This window comes from Hylemonella sp. W303a, assembly GCF_046452315.1.
GTDB lineage: Bacteria > Pseudomonadota > Gammaproteobacteria > Burkholderiales > Burkholderiaceae_C > Hylemonella.
Map to the genome: position 1 here is coordinate 27,138 of NZ_JBKFDG010000001.1, position 14,158 is coordinate 41,295.

Sequence of the window (14,158 nt, forward strand, 5' to 3'; positions counted from 1 at the left end):
CTGAGTGTCCAAGGAGCGGGCCATTGTATGCAGCAGGTGCGTTTCCCGCTCTGTGGTCGAGATGCGATGCGATGGCCCGGCCGTCAGTGCAAGGGACATCAGGGACAATGCGCGGATGAGCAAAACCCCCGCCGATCTATTCGCCCACAACCGCGCCTGGGCCGCGCAAATGGAGCGCGAGCGTCCTGGTTTCTTCAGCGGCCTGCGCGCGCAGCAGCAGCCCAAGTACATGTGGATCGGCTGTTCCGACAGCCGCGTGCCCGCCAACCAGATCACGGGCTTGGAGCCCGGTGAAGTTTTCGTGCACCGCAACGTGGCCAACATCGTCGTGCCGTCCGACCTCAACGTGCTGTCCACCGTGCAGTTCGCCGTGGAGCGCCTCAAGGTCGAGCACATCATGGTCGTGGGGCACTACGGCTGCAGCGGTGTGCAGGCCGCGCTGGAAGGCGCGCGCATCGGTCTGGCCGACAACTGGCTGCGCCACATCATGGACGTGCGTGACCGCCACCGCGCCCTGCTCGACAGCCTGCCCGAGAAGTTCCGCCATGACGCCTTGGTGGAACTCAACGCCATCGAACAGGTGGTGAACGTGGCCCAGACCACCGTCATGCTCGATGCCTGGTCCCGCGGCCAGAAGGTCACCCTGCATGGCTGGGTCTTTGGCTTGCACGACGGCCTGCTCCAGGACCTCAAGATCAACGTGGACAGCACCGAGGCCCTGGAAGACACCTACCGCCAGGCCCTGGCGGCGGTGGCGGTGATGCCGCGCGGCTGAGAACGGAATTCACCCTGGATGCCAGGGCGCGGCACGTGCGCAGGCGTGTTCAGCATGCCGTTTCTCATCGGCACCAAGTTCCTGTACAGTCCCCGCTGCCCGGGGTGCAGGCCTGACCTGCTGAGACGGTGATCCGAACCCGCGAACTTGATCCGGTTTGTACCGGCGTAAGAAGAGCCTGACCAGCAGCCTGTGTTTTCGCACGCTCGCGTTGTTTCTCCCAGCGAGCATTCGTAGCCTCCGCTGCCTGTCTGTCCCGCCTTGCTGGCCTGGGGAACTCCCCCTCCATCCACGGTTCGCGTTCGATGAACCATCGCGCAGATCGTCCGCTCCGAGCAATTCCTCAACTTGCACGGAGACTGACTGATGAACGCACCGGATCGCCTCGACCAATTCCTCAACCTCACGCGCACGCCGTTACCGGCTTCGCGCAAGACCTGGCTGACGGGCTCGCGGCCCGACTTGCGCGTGCCCCTGCGCGAAATCGCGCTGAGCAATGGCGAGCGCGTCACGGTCTACGACACCTCGGGGCCCTACACGGACCCGCAAGCCGCCATCGACGTGCGCAAGGGCCTGCCCGCGCTGCGCGAGCGCTGGATCGCCGAGCGGGGTGACACCGAAACCTACACCGGCCGCGCGCCCTACGCGCTGGACGATGGGCTCAAGCGCGGCGAGACCGACGCCCTGGCCGCGCTGCGTGCCGAGGCCGCGGGTTTGCAGCGCGCGCCCCGGCGAGCAAAGCTCGGCGTCAACGTGACACAGATGCATTACGCCCGCCGCGGCATCGTGACGCCCGAGATGGAGTTCGTCGCCTTGCGCGAGAACCAGCGCCTCGAATGGACCCGTGCCTACATGGCCGACGCCACGCGCGAACAGCGCCTGGCGGGCCACAGCTTCGGCGCCAGCATTCCGCAGGTGGTCACGCCCGAGTTCGTGCGCGACGAGGTGGCGCGCGGGCGAGCCATCATCCCAGCCAACATCAACCACCCCGAGCTGGAACCCATGGCCATCGGGCGCAACTTCCTGGTCAAGGTCAACGCCAACATCGGCAATTCGGCCGTCACATCGACCATCGAGGAGGAGGTGGAAAAGCTCGTGTGGGCCACGCGCTGGGGCGCGGACACGGTGATGGACCTGTCCACAGGCCAATACATCCACACCACCCGCGACTGGATTGTGCGCAACTCGCCCGTGCCCATCGGCACCGTGCCCATCTACCAGGCGCTGGAGAAGGTGGGCGGCGTGGCCGAGGACCTGACCTGGGACATCTTCCGCGACACGTTGATCGAGCAGGCCGAGCAAGGTGTGGACTACTTCACCATCCATGCGGGCGTGCGCCTGCCCTTCATCCACCTCACGGCCAACCGCGTGACGGGCATCGTCTCGCGCGGTGGCTCCATCATGGCCAAGTGGTGCATCGCGCACCACCAGGAGAGCTTCCTCTACACGCGCTTCGAGGAGATCTGCGAGATCATGAAGGCCTACGACGTGAGCTTCTCGCTCGGTGACGGCCTGCGCCCTGGCAGCGGCGCCGACGCCAACGACGAAGCGCAGTTCGCCGAGTTGCGCACCTTGGGCGAGCTGACGCAGATTGCCTGGAAGCACGAGGTTCAGACCATGATCGAAGGCCCTGGCCACGTGCCTATGCACATGATCCAGGCCAATATGACCGAGCAGCTGAAGCACTGTGGCGAAGCGCCGTTCTACACGCTGGGGCCGTTGACGACGGACATCGCACCCGGCTACGACCACATCACCAGCGGCATCGGCGCAGCCATGATCGGCTGGTTCGGCACGGCCATGCTCTGCTACGTCACACCCAAGGAACACCTGGGTCTGCCCGACCGCGAGGACGTGAAGACCGGCCTCATCACCTACAAGATCGCAGCGCATGCGGCGGACGTGGCCAAGGGCCACCCGGGGGCGCGGGCGCGAGACGACGCGCTGTCCAAGGCGCGCTTTGAGTTCCGCTGGATGGACCAGTTCAACCTCTCGCTGGACCCGGACACCGCGCAGAAATTCCATGACGAGACCTTGCCCAAGGACGCGGCCAAGGTGGCGCATTTCTGCTCCATGTGCGGACCGAAGTTCTGTTCCATGAAGATCACGCAGGAGGTGCGTGAGTTCGCCCAGACGCAGGGCGTGAGCGAGTCTCAGGCATTTGACGCGGGCATGGCGCAGAAGTCGGCCGAGTTCCGCCGCCAGGGTGCCGAGATCTACATCCCCGTGGCTCGCGCGGACTGATCCGCCTGCGGGCTCGCCCGCGCCTGCCGCCGGAATTCCGAAGGGCTTTGCCCTGTCCAGGCGCGGAAGGCGCGGGCGAAGCTCTTCTCGTTGCGAAAACCCGCGTCCTGGGCGATTTGCTTGATTGAGCGGTGGCTGCGCCGCAGCAGTTCCACGGCCCGGCCGCGCCGCGCCTCGTCCTTCAGCGCCTGCAGTGTCAGCCCTTCGGCCTGCAACTGCCGGTGCAGGCTGCGGGCAGAGATGTGCAGCTGCGCCGCCAGCGTCTGTGCGGTGCAGCCGGGGCCGGGCGCGCGCAAGGCCTCGCGCACCTGCTGCCCGAGCAGGCGGTCGCGCCGGTAGGGACGCACCGTCAACGGCAGGGCGCGTTGCAGCATGGCGCGCAGCGCGGCCTCGTCGCGCCGCAGGGGCAGGGCCAGGTAGCTGGCGTCGAAGGACAGGCCGGCCTGTTGCACCGGCGCCTGCGGCGTGTCGAAACGCGCGGGGCCGGGGAACATCAGTGCATAAGCGTCGGCATGTGCGGGCGCGGCATAGGGGAAACATACCGAGCGCAGGGCCAGGCCCGAGTCGATGGCCCAGCTCGCGAATCCGAGCAGAAAGCGCAGGGTGGACACCAGGCAGAACTCGCGCAGGGCCGGGGCGGGAAAGACGCCGGGCCGGCGCTCCTCGATCCACACCGAGGCCAGACCTTGCGTCACTTCCAGGCGCAGCACGATGTCGTCCACCAGCAGGCGGTGGTGGCGGCACCAGCGTTTGAGCGCCACGCCCAGGTCGGGCGCCGTGATGGACGCGCGGCACAACAGGCCGTGGCTGCCCCAGGGCAGCTTGCGGCTGAACCAGCCCAGGGCCTCGTCGTCCAGCTCCTGCATGGCGTGCGCGTTGAGCGCTTCGAACTGCGCGGCGTTGACTCGGGCATCCGGGCGTGCCAGTTCCGATGGCGTGATTTGTGCCGCCTGCAGGGCGTGCGACGGGTCCATGCCCTGGTCACCGTAGGCCTGCACGATGGCCCGCACAAAGGCCATGGGCGTGGCGGCTCGCCCGGCCTTGCCTCTCCTGGCGGATCGGGATGTGGCGGTGGCGCTGGAGGCGGTGCGCGGCATCGTGTATGGGGACCCGACTGGATGGCCGGGATGCGGATCGGTCGGTCGGCTGGGGCTTACCCTGGGTTCGGTACTGTGGCGTGATTTGCAACCATTCTGGCACCAAATGCGCCGCCATAGCGCCTAAGCTGCGGAGCCAGAAACTCGCTTCCAGGCCGCAGGCCTGGGGTCGGAACGGACAAAAAAGAGCAAAGGCCGTCAGGCCCAGGAGACAAGCGCATGCCCGCACGCCCCTTGCCCGGCCTGGATTTCGGCCTGGGCGACACCTTGAACCAACTGCGCCAGGCCGTGGCCGACTTCTGCGCCGACCAGATCGCCCCGCGCGCCGCAGCCATCGACCGGGACAACCATTTCCCGCGCGAGCTCTGGGCTCGGCTGGGCAGCATGGGGCTGCACGGCATGACGGTGGCCGAGGAATACGGCGGGGTCGACCTGGGCTACTTGGCCCACATCATCGCCATGGAGGAAGTCTCGCGCGCCTCGGCCTCGGTGGGTTTGTCCTACGGCGCGCATTCCAACCTCTGCGTCAACCAGATCCACCGCAACGGCAGCGAGGCGCAGAAGAGGAAGTACCTGCCCAAGCTGATCAGCGGCGAGCATGTCGGTGCGCTGGCCATGAGCGAACCCAACGCGGGCAGTGACGTCGTGAGCATGAAGCTCAAGGCCGAGCCCAAGAACGGCTACTACCTGCTCAGCGGCGGCAAGATGTGGATCACCAATGGCGGGGACGCCGACGTGCTGGTCGTTTACGCGAAAAACGAACCCGAGCTCGGCGCCCGCGGCATGACCGCTTTCATCGTCGAGAAAGGCTGGCCGGGCTTCACGCACGGCGCCAAGCTGGACAAGCTGGGCATGCGCGGCAGCAATACCTACCCGCTCTTTTTCGACCGCTGCGAAGTGCCCGAAGCCAATGTGCTGGGCGGGGTGGGCAAGGGCGCCAAGGTGCTGATGAGCGGGCTGGACTATGAACGCGCCGTCCTCAGCGGCGGGCCATTGGGCATCATGGCTGCCTGCATGGACGCGGTGCTGCCCTATGTGCACGAGCGCCAGCAGTTCGGCCAGAGCATCGGCGAGTTCCAGCTGATGCAGGGCAAGCTGGCCGACATGTACAGCACCTGGCAGGCCTGCCGCGCCTACGTCTACGCCGTGGGCCGCGCCTGCGACGGGGCCGCGCATGCGCGCACCCTGCGCAAGGACGCGGCGGGAGCCATCCTCTACGCCGCCGAGAAAGCGACGTGGATGGCGGGCGAGGCCATCCAGGCGCTCGGTGGCGTGGGCTACACCCGTGACTTCCCGGTCGAGCGCCTGTGGCGTGACGCCAAGCTCTACGAGATCGGCGCGGGCACGTCGGAGATTCGCCGCATGCTGATTGGCCGCGAGCTGTACGCCGAGACGGCCTGAGCCTCACGCGGACGAAGATCACACGTCACACGCCTCGAACCCACGGGCCGCCATGAGCCAGCTGATTTCCCAACTCAATCCGCGCTCGGAAGCCTTCCAGGCCAACGCTGCGGCGATGCGTGCTCTGGTGGATGACCTGCGCGCGCAGTTCGCCCGCGTGGAACAGGGCGGCGGTGAAACCGCCCGCGCGAAACATGTCGCGCGTGGCAAGCTGCTACCGCGCGAGCGCGTGCAGCAATTGCTGGACCCCGGCTCGCCCTTCCTGGAAATCGCTCCGCTGGCCGCGCATGCGATGTACGGCGACGAAGCACCCGGCGCGGGCCTGATCGCGGGCATCGGCCGCGTGAGCGGGGTGGACTGCATGATCGTCTGCAACGACGCCACGGTGAAGGGCGGCACCTATTACCCCATGACGGTCAAGAAGCACCTGCGTGCGCAGGAGATCGCGCAAGCCAACCGGCTGCCCTGCATCTACCTGGTTGACTCGGGCGGGGCCAACCTGCCGAACCAGGACGAGGTGTTCCCTGATCGCGACCACTTCGGGCGCATCTTCTACAACCAGGCGAACATGAGCGCGAAAGGCATCGCGCAGATCGCCGTGGTCATGGGCAGCTGCACCGCGGGCGGCGCCTATGTGCCGGCCATGAGCGACGAGTCCATCATCGTGCAGGGTCAGGGCACCATCTTCCTGGGGGGGCCGCCGCTGGTGAAGGCCGCCACGGGAGAGGTGGTGAGTGCCGAAGACCTGGGCGGCGGCGATGTGCACACGCGGCTGTCGGGCGTGGCCGATCATCTGGCCCGTGACGACCTGCACGCCTTGGTCTTGGCCCGGCGGGCGGTGGCGAACCTGAACGTCCCGCGCGAGGCCCCATCAACCGGTGCGGACCTCGCGCCCAGGCCCCCTGTCTATGCCGCCGAAGAGCTGCACGGCATCATTCCCATGGACGCCTCGGGCCAGCAGAGTCGCAAACCTTTCGACGTGCGCGAAGTCATCGCCCGCATCGTCGATGGCTCAGAGTTCCACGAGTTCAAGGCCCGTTTCGGCGCCACCCTGGTCTGTGGCTTCGCCCACATCGAGGGCATGCCGGTGGGCATCGTGGCGAACAACGGCATCCTGTTCAGCGAAAGCGCGCAGAAAGGCGCGCACTTCATCGAGCTCTGCGGCCAACGCAAGGTGCCCTTGGTCTTCCTGCAGAACATCACCGGTTTCATGGTGGGCCGTAAATACGAGAACGAGGGCATCGCCCGCCACGGCGCCAAGATGGTGACGGCGGTGGCCACGGTCAACGTGCCCAAGTTCACCGTCATCATCGGCGGCAGTTTTGGCGCGGGCAATTACGGCATGTGCGGGCGAGCTTTCTCGCCGCGTTTCCTCTGGATGTGGCCCAACGCGCGCATCGGCGTCATGGGCGGTGAACAGGCCGCCAGCGTGCTGGCCACCGTCAAGCGCGATGGCATCGAAGCCAAGGGCGGGGTGTGGAGTGCCGAAGAAGAGGCCGCCTTCAAGGCACCCATCCAGGCGCAGTACGAACAGCAGGGCCACCCGTACTACGCGACGGCGCGGCTCTGGGACGACGGCATCATCGACCCTGCCGACACGCGCCGCGTGCTGGCCCTGGGCCTGGCGGCGGCGCGGCATGCGCCGGTGCCCGAACCGAAGTTCGGTGTGTTCCGCATGTGAGCGGGCCCATGCGACCCAGAAGGCACTTCAGGAGGCAAGGCGCATGAAAGACTTCACGACGCTGGAGGTGGACCTGCAAGGCCCCGTCGCTCGCATCTGGCTCAAGCAACCGGAGACGCGCAACGCCTTTGACGACGCGATCATCACCGGGCTGACGCGCGCCTTCACCCTCGCCAGCGAGGCGCGCGAGGTGCGCGTCGTGGTGCTGGGCGCGCATGGCCCGGCCTTCTGCGCGGGCGCCAACCTGCGCTGGATGCAGCGCATGGCGGGCTACACGCGCGAGGACAACCTGGCCGACGCCGCCCGCTTGGCGGACATGCTGCGCACCATTGCCGAATGCCCCAAGCCCGTCATCGCCCGCGTGCAAGGCGACGCCTACGCGGGCGGCGTGGGCCTGGTGGCGGCCTGTGACATCGCTGTGAGCGCTGACACCGCGGGCTACTGCCTGAGCGAAACCCGCATCGGCCTCGTGCCCGCGACCGTCAGTCCTTATGTACTGCGCGCCATGGGCGCGCGCGCGGCGCAGCGTTACTTCCTCACCGCTGAACGTTTTGACGCCACCGAGGCGCACCGCATCGGCCTGGTCCACGAGGTGGTGGCCACCGAGGCCCTGGACGCCAAGGTGGACGAACTGGCTCAGGTCTTGTGCGCCAACGGACCCATGGCCGTGCGTGCGTGCAAGCGTCTGATCGCCGAAGTGGCCGGGCGCCCCATCGATCAAGCCCTGATCGACTGGACGGTCGAAGGCATCGCCGACATCCGCGCCAGCAGCGAAGGCCGCGAAGGCGTGCTGGCTTTCCTGGAAAAACGCAAGCCGTCCTGGCTGGGGTGAGGGAGTTTAGGGATGTTCAAAAAAATACTCATCGCCAACAGAGGTGACCAGCGGCGTAGCCGCGCAGTAGCGAAGCTCAATCGCATGGCACGCGCAGCGTGCATGGGCGATTCCACCGCGGGGGCATGGCATGTTTAAGAAGATCCTCATCGCCAACCGCGGCGAAATCGCCTGCCGTGTCGCCGCGACCGCGCGGCGCCTGGGCATCCGCACCGTGGCTGTGTATTCGGATGCCGACGTGAATGCCAAGCATGTGCGCGCCTGCGACGAGGCGGTGGCGATCAGCGCCATGCCCGGCGGCAACGCACCGAAAGACAGCTACCTGCGTGTCGAAGCCATCTTGGCGGCAGCGCGCGCCACGCAAGCGCAAGCGGTTCATCCCGGCTACGGTTTCCTGTCCGAGAACGAGGACTTCGCGCGTGCCTGCGCAGCCTCGGGCTTGGTTTTCATCGGCCCGCCGCCGTCGGCCATTCAAGCCATGGGCTTGAAGGCCGAAGCCAAGCGCCTGATGGAACATGCCGGCGTGCCCTTGGTGCCCGGTTACCACGGCGCGGACCAGAGCCCGGAGCTGCTGCGGCGCGAGGCCGAGGCCATCGGCTACCCGGTGCTGATCAAAGCCAGCGCGGGCGGCGGTGGCAAAGGCATGCGCGTGGTCGAGCGTGCCCAGGATTTCGACGCCGCGCTCGAGGCCTGCCGGCGCGAGGCCGCGCGCAGTTTCGGCGATGACGCGGTGCTGATCGAAAAATACCTGCGGCGACCACGTCATATCGAAATCCAGGTCTTCACCGACACCCAGGGCCAAGGCGTCTACCTGTTCGAGCGCGATTGCTCCGTGCAGCGTCGGCATCAAAAGGTGTTGGAAGAAGCCCCAGCAACGGGAATGTCGGACACGCTGCGACGCCAGATGGGCCGCGCGGCGCTCAGCGCAGCGCAGGCCGTCGGTTACGTGGGCGCGGGCACGGTGGAGTTCATCGTGGAGCCGCCGAACGACGACGATGCGCCTGGGTCAGCGTCACCGACTGCGGGAACGCGAACGGCAGCCATGAAGTTCTACTTCATGGAGATGAACACCCGATTGCAGGTCGAACACCCGGTGACGGAAGCCATCACCGGTCTGGACTTGGTGGAGTGGCAGCTGCGCGTGGCGGCGGGCCAGTCCCTGCCCTTGACGCAGGACCAATTGCGCATCAACGGCCATGCCATCGAGGCGCGCCTGTGCGCGGAAAACCCGGAGACCGGATTTCTGCCCGCCACCGGGCGCCTCGCCGTCTACCGCAAGCCGCCCGCCGCTGGCTTCATGCGGGCCGACGCGGGCACGGATTTCGTGCGCGTGGACGACGGCGTGGAAGAAGGCGACGAGATCACGCCCTGGTACGACCCCATGATCGCCAAGCTGATCGTGCACGGCGCCACGCGCGAGGAGGCGCTGGCCCGGCTGGACGCGGCGCTGGCGCGGGTGCGCATCGTCGGCGTGGCCAACAACGTGCAATTCCTGCGCCACCTGCTCGCCACCCCCTCGTTCGCCCAGGCCCGGTTGGACACTCGCTTGATCGAGCGCGAGAGCGCTCGGCTGTTCGGGCTTGAGTCGTTGAGTCTGCCTTGGCGGGTCGCGGCCGTGGTGGCGCGTGTGCTGGCGGACGAGGCCGATCCGGCCGTGGGCGCGCACCCCATCACCCCCTCGTCACCCTACGCGCGACGGGACGGCTGGCGGGCCTGGGGTCAGGCCACGCGCCGCTTTGATTTCGTGTTCCATGAACAAGCGGTGCACGCGCTCTTGCGTTACGGCCCCGCCGAGCAACGGCACCTGACGGTCCGTTGGGGAGCGGACAGGGCCGAGGGCACGCTCTCATTCCAGCCGCTGTCAGAGGGCATGTTGGACCTGAGCTGGGCGGGCGACCGACGAGGCGTGGCCGTCCATCGGCACCAGTCGCAATGGCAGGTCTTCACCGCCGAGGGGGCGGGTGGCATCACCCAGATTGATCCGCTGAGCGATGCGCAGGCGCCCTCCGAAGTCGCGGGGCGGCTGGTGGCACCCATGCCCGGCAAGGTGCTGTCTTTCGCGGCCCGATTGGGGGAGCAGGTGCGCAAAGGGCAGGTGCTGGCCGTGATGGAAGCCATGAAGATGGAACATGCCATCACCGCTCCAGCGGACGGCACGGTGGAAGTGCTGCTCTACGCCCCGGGCGATCAAGTGGCCGAGGGCGCGGAGCTGCTGCGGCTGGTGTCTTCCGTGTCCCCAGAGGGCGCCGCTGTGCCTGGCCCCTGACAGGGACAGGGCGGTTTCAATGTCGTGATCGTTGTGTCGACCCTGTTCAGAGAGACGCCATGAATCTTCCATCCCGTGTCCAACTGGTCGACGTGGGCCCCCGCGACGGTCTGCAAAACGAAAAGCAGGCCGTGCCGGCTTCGGTCAAGGTCGAGCTGGTGCAGCGCCTGCAGGCGGCGGGCCTGAAGGAAATCGAGGTCACCAGCTTCGTCAGCCCGAAGTGGGTGCCGCAGATGGCGGACAACGCCGAGGTCATGCGCGGTCTGCGACGACATCTCAGGGCACCAAGGGATGTGCGTTATGCGGTGCTCGTGCCCAATATGAAGGGCCTGGAGGCTGCGCTGGCCGCGCCGCGCGAGGCATGGCCGGACGAAGTCGTCGTGTTCGGTTCGGCCAGCGAAGCCTTCAGCCAGAAGAACATCAACTGCTCCATCGCCGAAAGCATCGAACGCTTCGCGCCCGTCGTCGCGCTGGCGCTGGAACAAGGCTTGGCGGTGCGCGGCGCCATGTCGTGCACGGTGGGTTGTCCGTATGAAGGTGAAGTCGCGCCCGAGCGCGTGGGCGCTTTGGCCAGGTTGATGAAAGGCATCGGCGTGCAGCGCGTGGACGTGGCCGACACCCTCGGGGTGGGCACGCCGCTCAAGGTGCGGCGCGCGATCGAAGCCACCTTGGTGCACTACGGCATCGACGACATCTCAGGTCACTTCCACGACACCTACGGTCAGGCACTGTCCAACACCTACGCGGCGCTGGAGATGGGGGTCTGGAACTTCCAGTCTTCCGTGGCGGGTCTCGGCGGCTGCCCCTACGCCAAGGGCGCGACCGGCAATGTCGCGACGGAAGACGTGGTGTACCTGCTGAACGGCATGGGCATTGAAACCGGCATCGATCTCGACGCGTTGATCGACGCGGGCGTCTATATCAGTGCCGTGCTGGGGCGCGAACCGGTGTCGCGCGTGTCCAAGGCGCTACGCACACGAAAATCACCGGCCTGACGTTCAAGGATCACTTTTTTCGCAAGCAGAATGACTCAATGGCGCGCTTTCCTTCCTCTATTAGTTCCGCGTTTTTTTTCATTTACCTGTTCTTGGCGGGAGCTATTTTTTCTGTAATTGAAACGCCCAGCGACGATTGGCTTTCTCTGATGAGGATCGGTGCGACCTTTGGGGTTTTCGTTCTATGCATCCTCGCCACGATGATCTTCTATGAAAAGTTCCCAGAGCGGGAGCGGTCCTCAGCCAATCTGTTTTTATTTGTCGCTTTTGTCATGGCGGTGGTTATTGCTTTTATGTCGTGGCCGTATGTGCTGTTGATCAATGCCGCCTTCGGAACTCAGGAGTCGATTGATGTGGGTGGAAGGGTGATCGCTAAACACGAGATTCGCGGAAAAGGTAACACTGTGAGCTATATCCTGGATATGCAGCCGGCCAGTCTTGAGGGGCCTCTGTCCATGTCTGTTGCTCGAGAGACCTACCGTAGAGTCAAGGTTGGGGAGCATCATTCGCGATGTTTCTATCGTGGTGGTTTAGGGCTTGCTTACCGCTGGCGTTATTCCGATACCCAACCATATTGCCCAAGGAAAACTGGGCGCCTGCCGGCCTAGGGGGCGTCCTTACGTAGTCCTGCGGACAACTAGAAACAGAGGTGCCTGCTACGCCCTTTCGCGGCACAATCGCCGGACTCAGCCGCAGGCATTCCGGTCTTCCACGCTGTGTCATTCACGCGGCCCACATCCAAGGAGTACACCATGTCCGATCCCATCGTCATCGTCAGCAGCGCCCGCACGCCCATGGGCGCTTTCATGGGCGACTTCGCGTCCCTCGCGGCGCACGACCTGGGGGGCGCGGCCATCAAGGCAGCGGTGGCGCGCGCCGGCATCGCGCCCGAGTTGGTCAACGAAGCGATCATTGGCAACTGCCTGATGGCGGGCCAGGGCCAGGCGCCGGCGCGGCAGGCGGGTTTCAAGGGCGGGCTGCCCAAGACCACGGGCTCGGTCACCTTGTCCAAGATGTGCGGATCGGGCCTGCGCGCCGCGATGTTCGCGCACGACATGCTGGCCGCGGGCACCGCGGACGTGGTCGTCGCGGGCGGCATGGAGAGCATGACCAACGCGCCCTACCTGCTGCTCAAGGGGCGCGGTGGCTACCGCATGGGGCATGAGAAGGTCTATGACCACATGATGCTCGACGGCCTGGAAGATGCCTACGAGGCGGGCCGCGCCATGGGCACCTTCGGCGAGGACTGCGCGGCCAAGTACAAGTTCACGCGCGAGGCCCAGGACGCCTTTGCCATCGAGAGCGTCAAGCGTGCACAGGCGGCCACGGCCAGCGGCGCCTTCAAGGCCGAAATCACGCCGGTCACGGTGAAGACCCGCGCCGGCGAGACCGTGGTCGAGATCGACGAAGGCCCGGGCAAGGCCAAGCTGGACAAGATCCCCACGCTCAAGCCCGCCTTCAAGAAAGACGGCACCATCACCGCCGCGTCCAGCTCGTCCATCAACGACGGCGCGGCCGCCTTGGTGATGATGCGTGAGTCCACCGCCAAGAAGCTGGGGTGTACGCCGCTGGCCCGGGTCGCGGGCCATGCGATCAACTCGCACGAGCCCGAATGGTTCACCACCGCGCCCATCGGCGCCACGCAGAAGGCGCTGACTCGCGCGGGCTGGAGCGTGAAGGATGTGGACCTGTGGGAAGTCAACGAGGCCTTCGCCGTCGTGCCCATGGCGCTGATGGCCGAGCTGAAGGTGCCGCACGAGATCCTCAACGTCAACGGCGGTGCCTGCGCTTTGGGGCATCCGATCGGTGCTTCGGGTGCGCGGGTGCTGGTGACCTTGCTGCACGCGCTGCAGGCGCGCGGCAAGAAGCGCGGCCTGGCCACCCTGTGCATCGGGGGCGGCGAGGGCGTGGCGATGGCGATTGAGCGGGTGTGAGTTCGCTCAAAGTTCGTCGAGAGTTTTGAGAGCGCGGCCGACCTTTGCGCCGCGCTGAGCCCCACGACCACCGGATCTGCACACAGCATCTGCGAGCCCGCCATCGGCAGGCTGCGGGGCTGGCGACTGATCAGGCCGGGTCGCGGTCGATCGCAAAAGCCGACCAGGCCTGGCGCGTGGGCATCACTTCCAGTCGGTTGATGTTGATGTGGTCCGGCAGGGTGGCGACGTAGAAGATCTGCTCGGCGATGTCCTCGGCCGTCAGGGGCGTGGTGCCCCGGTAGAGCTTGTCGCTCGCCGCTTGGTCGCCGCCGGTGCGCACCAGGGTGAATTCCGTTTCGGCCATGCCCGGCGCGATGTCGGTCACGCGCACGCCCGTGCCCTGCAGGTCGCAGCGCAGGTTGTAGCTGAACTGCTGCACGAAGGCCTTGGTCGCGCCGTAGACATGGCCACCCGGGTAGGGCCAACTGCCCGCCACCGAGCCCAGGTTGACGATGCTCGCGCCCGCGCCGGTTTCCAGCAGCGAGGGCAGCACCGCGTGGGTCACGTTCACCAGGCCGGTGACGTTGGTGTCGATCATGGTGTGCCAATCCTTCAGCACGACCTTCTGCGCGGGAATCGGCGCCAGCGCCAAGCCCGCGTTGTTGACCAGGCAGCGCACTGGGCGAAAGGCAGCGGGCAGGGCCGCCACCATGGCCGCCACGGCGTCGGCGTCGCGCACGTCCAGCGTGGCGATGTGCACCGCGGCCTGTCCTGCCAGTTCCTTCTTCAACTCTTCCAGGCGGTCGGTGCGTCGGCCCGAGAGCACGAGCGACCAACCGGCTTGCGCGAAACGTCGTGCCGTGGCGCGGCCAAAGCCTGAGGTGGCACCGGTGATGAAGACGACGGGGTTGTTCATGGCAGATTCCTGGATGCGTGGGGATAGGGAGAGAA

General features: G+C 66.4%; 11 protein-coding genes and 1 riboswitch. Of the genes, 9 read left to right on the top strand and 2 right to left on the bottom strand.

The genetic code is table 11. The annotated features are described in order from the left end of the window. Positions 1–115 precede the first annotated feature (115 nt). Together can and thiC are read left to right on the top strand one after the other, a co-directional pair. The gene (gene can, locus ACLBKS_RS00140) at positions 116–775 is read left to right on the top strand and encodes a carbonate dehydratase (protein ID WP_410190772.1); all 660 of its coding nucleotides are present in this window, start codon (positions 116–118) and stop codon (positions 773–775) included. A gap of 90 nt (positions 776–865) precedes the next feature. After that, a riboswitch (TPP riboswitch) is annotated at positions 866–968 on the top strand. A 173-nt stretch (positions 969–1,141) separates the two neighbouring features. Continuing rightward, on the top strand, positions 1,142–3,019 hold the full coding sequence (thiC, locus tag ACLBKS_RS00145; protein WP_410190773.1) for a phosphomethylpyrimidine synthase ThiC: 1,878 nt from the start codon (positions 1,142–1,144) through the stop codon (positions 3,017–3,019). Here the strand turns inward: thiC and ACLBKS_RS00150 are convergent. After that, positions 2,992–4,038, bottom strand: a complete 1,047-nt coding sequence (locus tag ACLBKS_RS00150) for an AraC family transcriptional regulator (protein WP_410191424.1) — start codon at positions 4,036–4,038, stop codon at positions 2,992–2,994. The two genes, thiC and ACLBKS_RS00150, sit on opposite strands and share 28 nt — an antisense overlap. 297 nt (positions 4,039–4,335) lie before the next feature. Between ACLBKS_RS00150 and ACLBKS_RS00155 the strand changes: the two genes are divergently transcribed. The 7 genes from ACLBKS_RS00155 to ACLBKS_RS00185 all read left to right on the top strand — a co-directional run bounded on the left by ACLBKS_RS00155 (position 4,336) and on the right by ACLBKS_RS00185 (position 13,225). Further along, the gene (locus ACLBKS_RS00155; protein WP_410190774.1) at positions 4,336–5,517 is read left to right on the top strand and encodes an isovaleryl-CoA dehydrogenase; all 1,182 of its coding nucleotides are present in this window, start codon (positions 4,336–4,338) and stop codon (positions 5,515–5,517) included. 52 nt (positions 5,518–5,569) lie between these two features. Beyond that, positions 5,570–7,198 (top strand): carboxyl transferase domain-containing protein, encoded by a 1,629-nt coding sequence (locus ACLBKS_RS00160; RefSeq protein ID WP_410190775.1) that lies wholly within the window; start codon positions 5,570–5,572, stop codon positions 7,196–7,198. A gap of 43 nt (positions 7,199–7,241) precedes the next feature. Then, the gene (locus tag ACLBKS_RS00165) at positions 7,242–8,030 is read left to right on the top strand and encodes an enoyl-CoA hydratase/isomerase family protein (RefSeq protein ID WP_410190776.1); all 789 of its coding nucleotides are present in this window, start codon (positions 7,242–7,244) and stop codon (positions 8,028–8,030) included. A 130-nt stretch (positions 8,031–8,160) separates the two neighbouring features. Continuing rightward, positions 8,161–10,296 carry an acetyl/propionyl/methylcrotonyl-CoA carboxylase subunit alpha gene (locus tag ACLBKS_RS00170; RefSeq protein WP_410190777.1) on the top strand — a complete coding sequence of 712 codons (2,136 nt, stop codon included), beginning with the start codon at positions 8,161–8,163 and terminating at the stop codon, positions 10,294–10,296. A 59-nt stretch (positions 10,297–10,355) separates the two neighbouring features. Further along, positions 10,356–11,291 (top strand): hydroxymethylglutaryl-CoA lyase, encoded by a 936-nt coding sequence (locus tag ACLBKS_RS00175; RefSeq protein ID WP_410190778.1) that lies wholly within the window; start codon positions 10,356–10,358, stop codon positions 11,289–11,291. Positions 11,292–11,329: 38 nt separating this feature from the next. Further along, entirely contained in the window at positions 11,330–11,899 is a 570-nt protein-coding gene (locus tag ACLBKS_RS00180) for a hypothetical protein (RefSeq protein ID WP_410190779.1), read from the top strand. A 144-nt stretch (positions 11,900–12,043) separates the two neighbouring features. Further along, positions 12,044–13,225, top strand: a complete 1,182-nt coding sequence (locus ACLBKS_RS00185; protein ID WP_410190780.1) for an acetyl-CoA C-acyltransferase — start codon at positions 12,044–12,046, stop codon at positions 13,223–13,225. Between the two features lie 130 nt (positions 13,226–13,355). Here the strand turns inward: ACLBKS_RS00185 and ACLBKS_RS00190 are convergent, their stop codons facing one another. After that, positions 13,356–14,123 (bottom strand): SDR family NAD(P)-dependent oxidoreductase, encoded by a 768-nt coding sequence (locus tag ACLBKS_RS00190; RefSeq protein ID WP_410190781.1) that lies wholly within the window; start codon positions 14,121–14,123, stop codon positions 13,356–13,358. Between the last annotated feature and the right edge of the window lie 35 nt (positions 14,124–14,158).

Coding starts and splice junctions, on each gene's coding strand:
- ACLBKS_RS00180 (WP_410190779.1), top strand. CDS start 11,330: ATGGCGCGCTTTCCTTCCTCTATTAGTTCCGCGTTTTTTTTCATTTAC.
- ACLBKS_RS00165 (WP_410190776.1), top strand. CDS start 7,242: ATGAAAGACTTCACGACGCTGGAGGTGGACCTGCAAGGCCCCGTCGCT.
- can (WP_410190772.1), top strand. CDS start 116: ATGAGCAAAACCCCCGCCGATCTATTCGCCCACAACCGCGCCTGGGCC.
- ACLBKS_RS00150 (WP_410191424.1), bottom strand. CDS start 4,038: ATGGCCTTTGTGCGGGCCATCGTGCAGGCCTACGGTGACCAGGGCATG.
- ACLBKS_RS00170 (WP_410190777.1), top strand. CDS start 8,161: ATGTTTAAGAAGATCCTCATCGCCAACCGCGGCGAAATCGCCTGCCGT.
- thiC (WP_410190773.1), top strand. CDS start 1,142: ATGAACGCACCGGATCGCCTCGACCAATTCCTCAACCTCACGCGCACG.
- ACLBKS_RS00160 (WP_410190775.1), top strand. CDS start 5,570: ATGAGCCAGCTGATTTCCCAACTCAATCCGCGCTCGGAAGCCTTCCAG.
- ACLBKS_RS00175 (WP_410190778.1), top strand. CDS start 10,356: ATGAATCTTCCATCCCGTGTCCAACTGGTCGACGTGGGCCCCCGCGAC.
- ACLBKS_RS00155 (WP_410190774.1), top strand. CDS start 4,336: ATGCCCGCACGCCCCTTGCCCGGCCTGGATTTCGGCCTGGGCGACACC.
- ACLBKS_RS00185 (WP_410190780.1), top strand. CDS start 12,044: ATGTCCGATCCCATCGTCATCGTCAGCAGCGCCCGCACGCCCATGGGC.
- ACLBKS_RS00190 (WP_410190781.1), bottom strand. CDS start 14,123: ATGAACAACCCCGTCGTCTTCATCACCGGTGCCACCTCAGGCTTTGGC.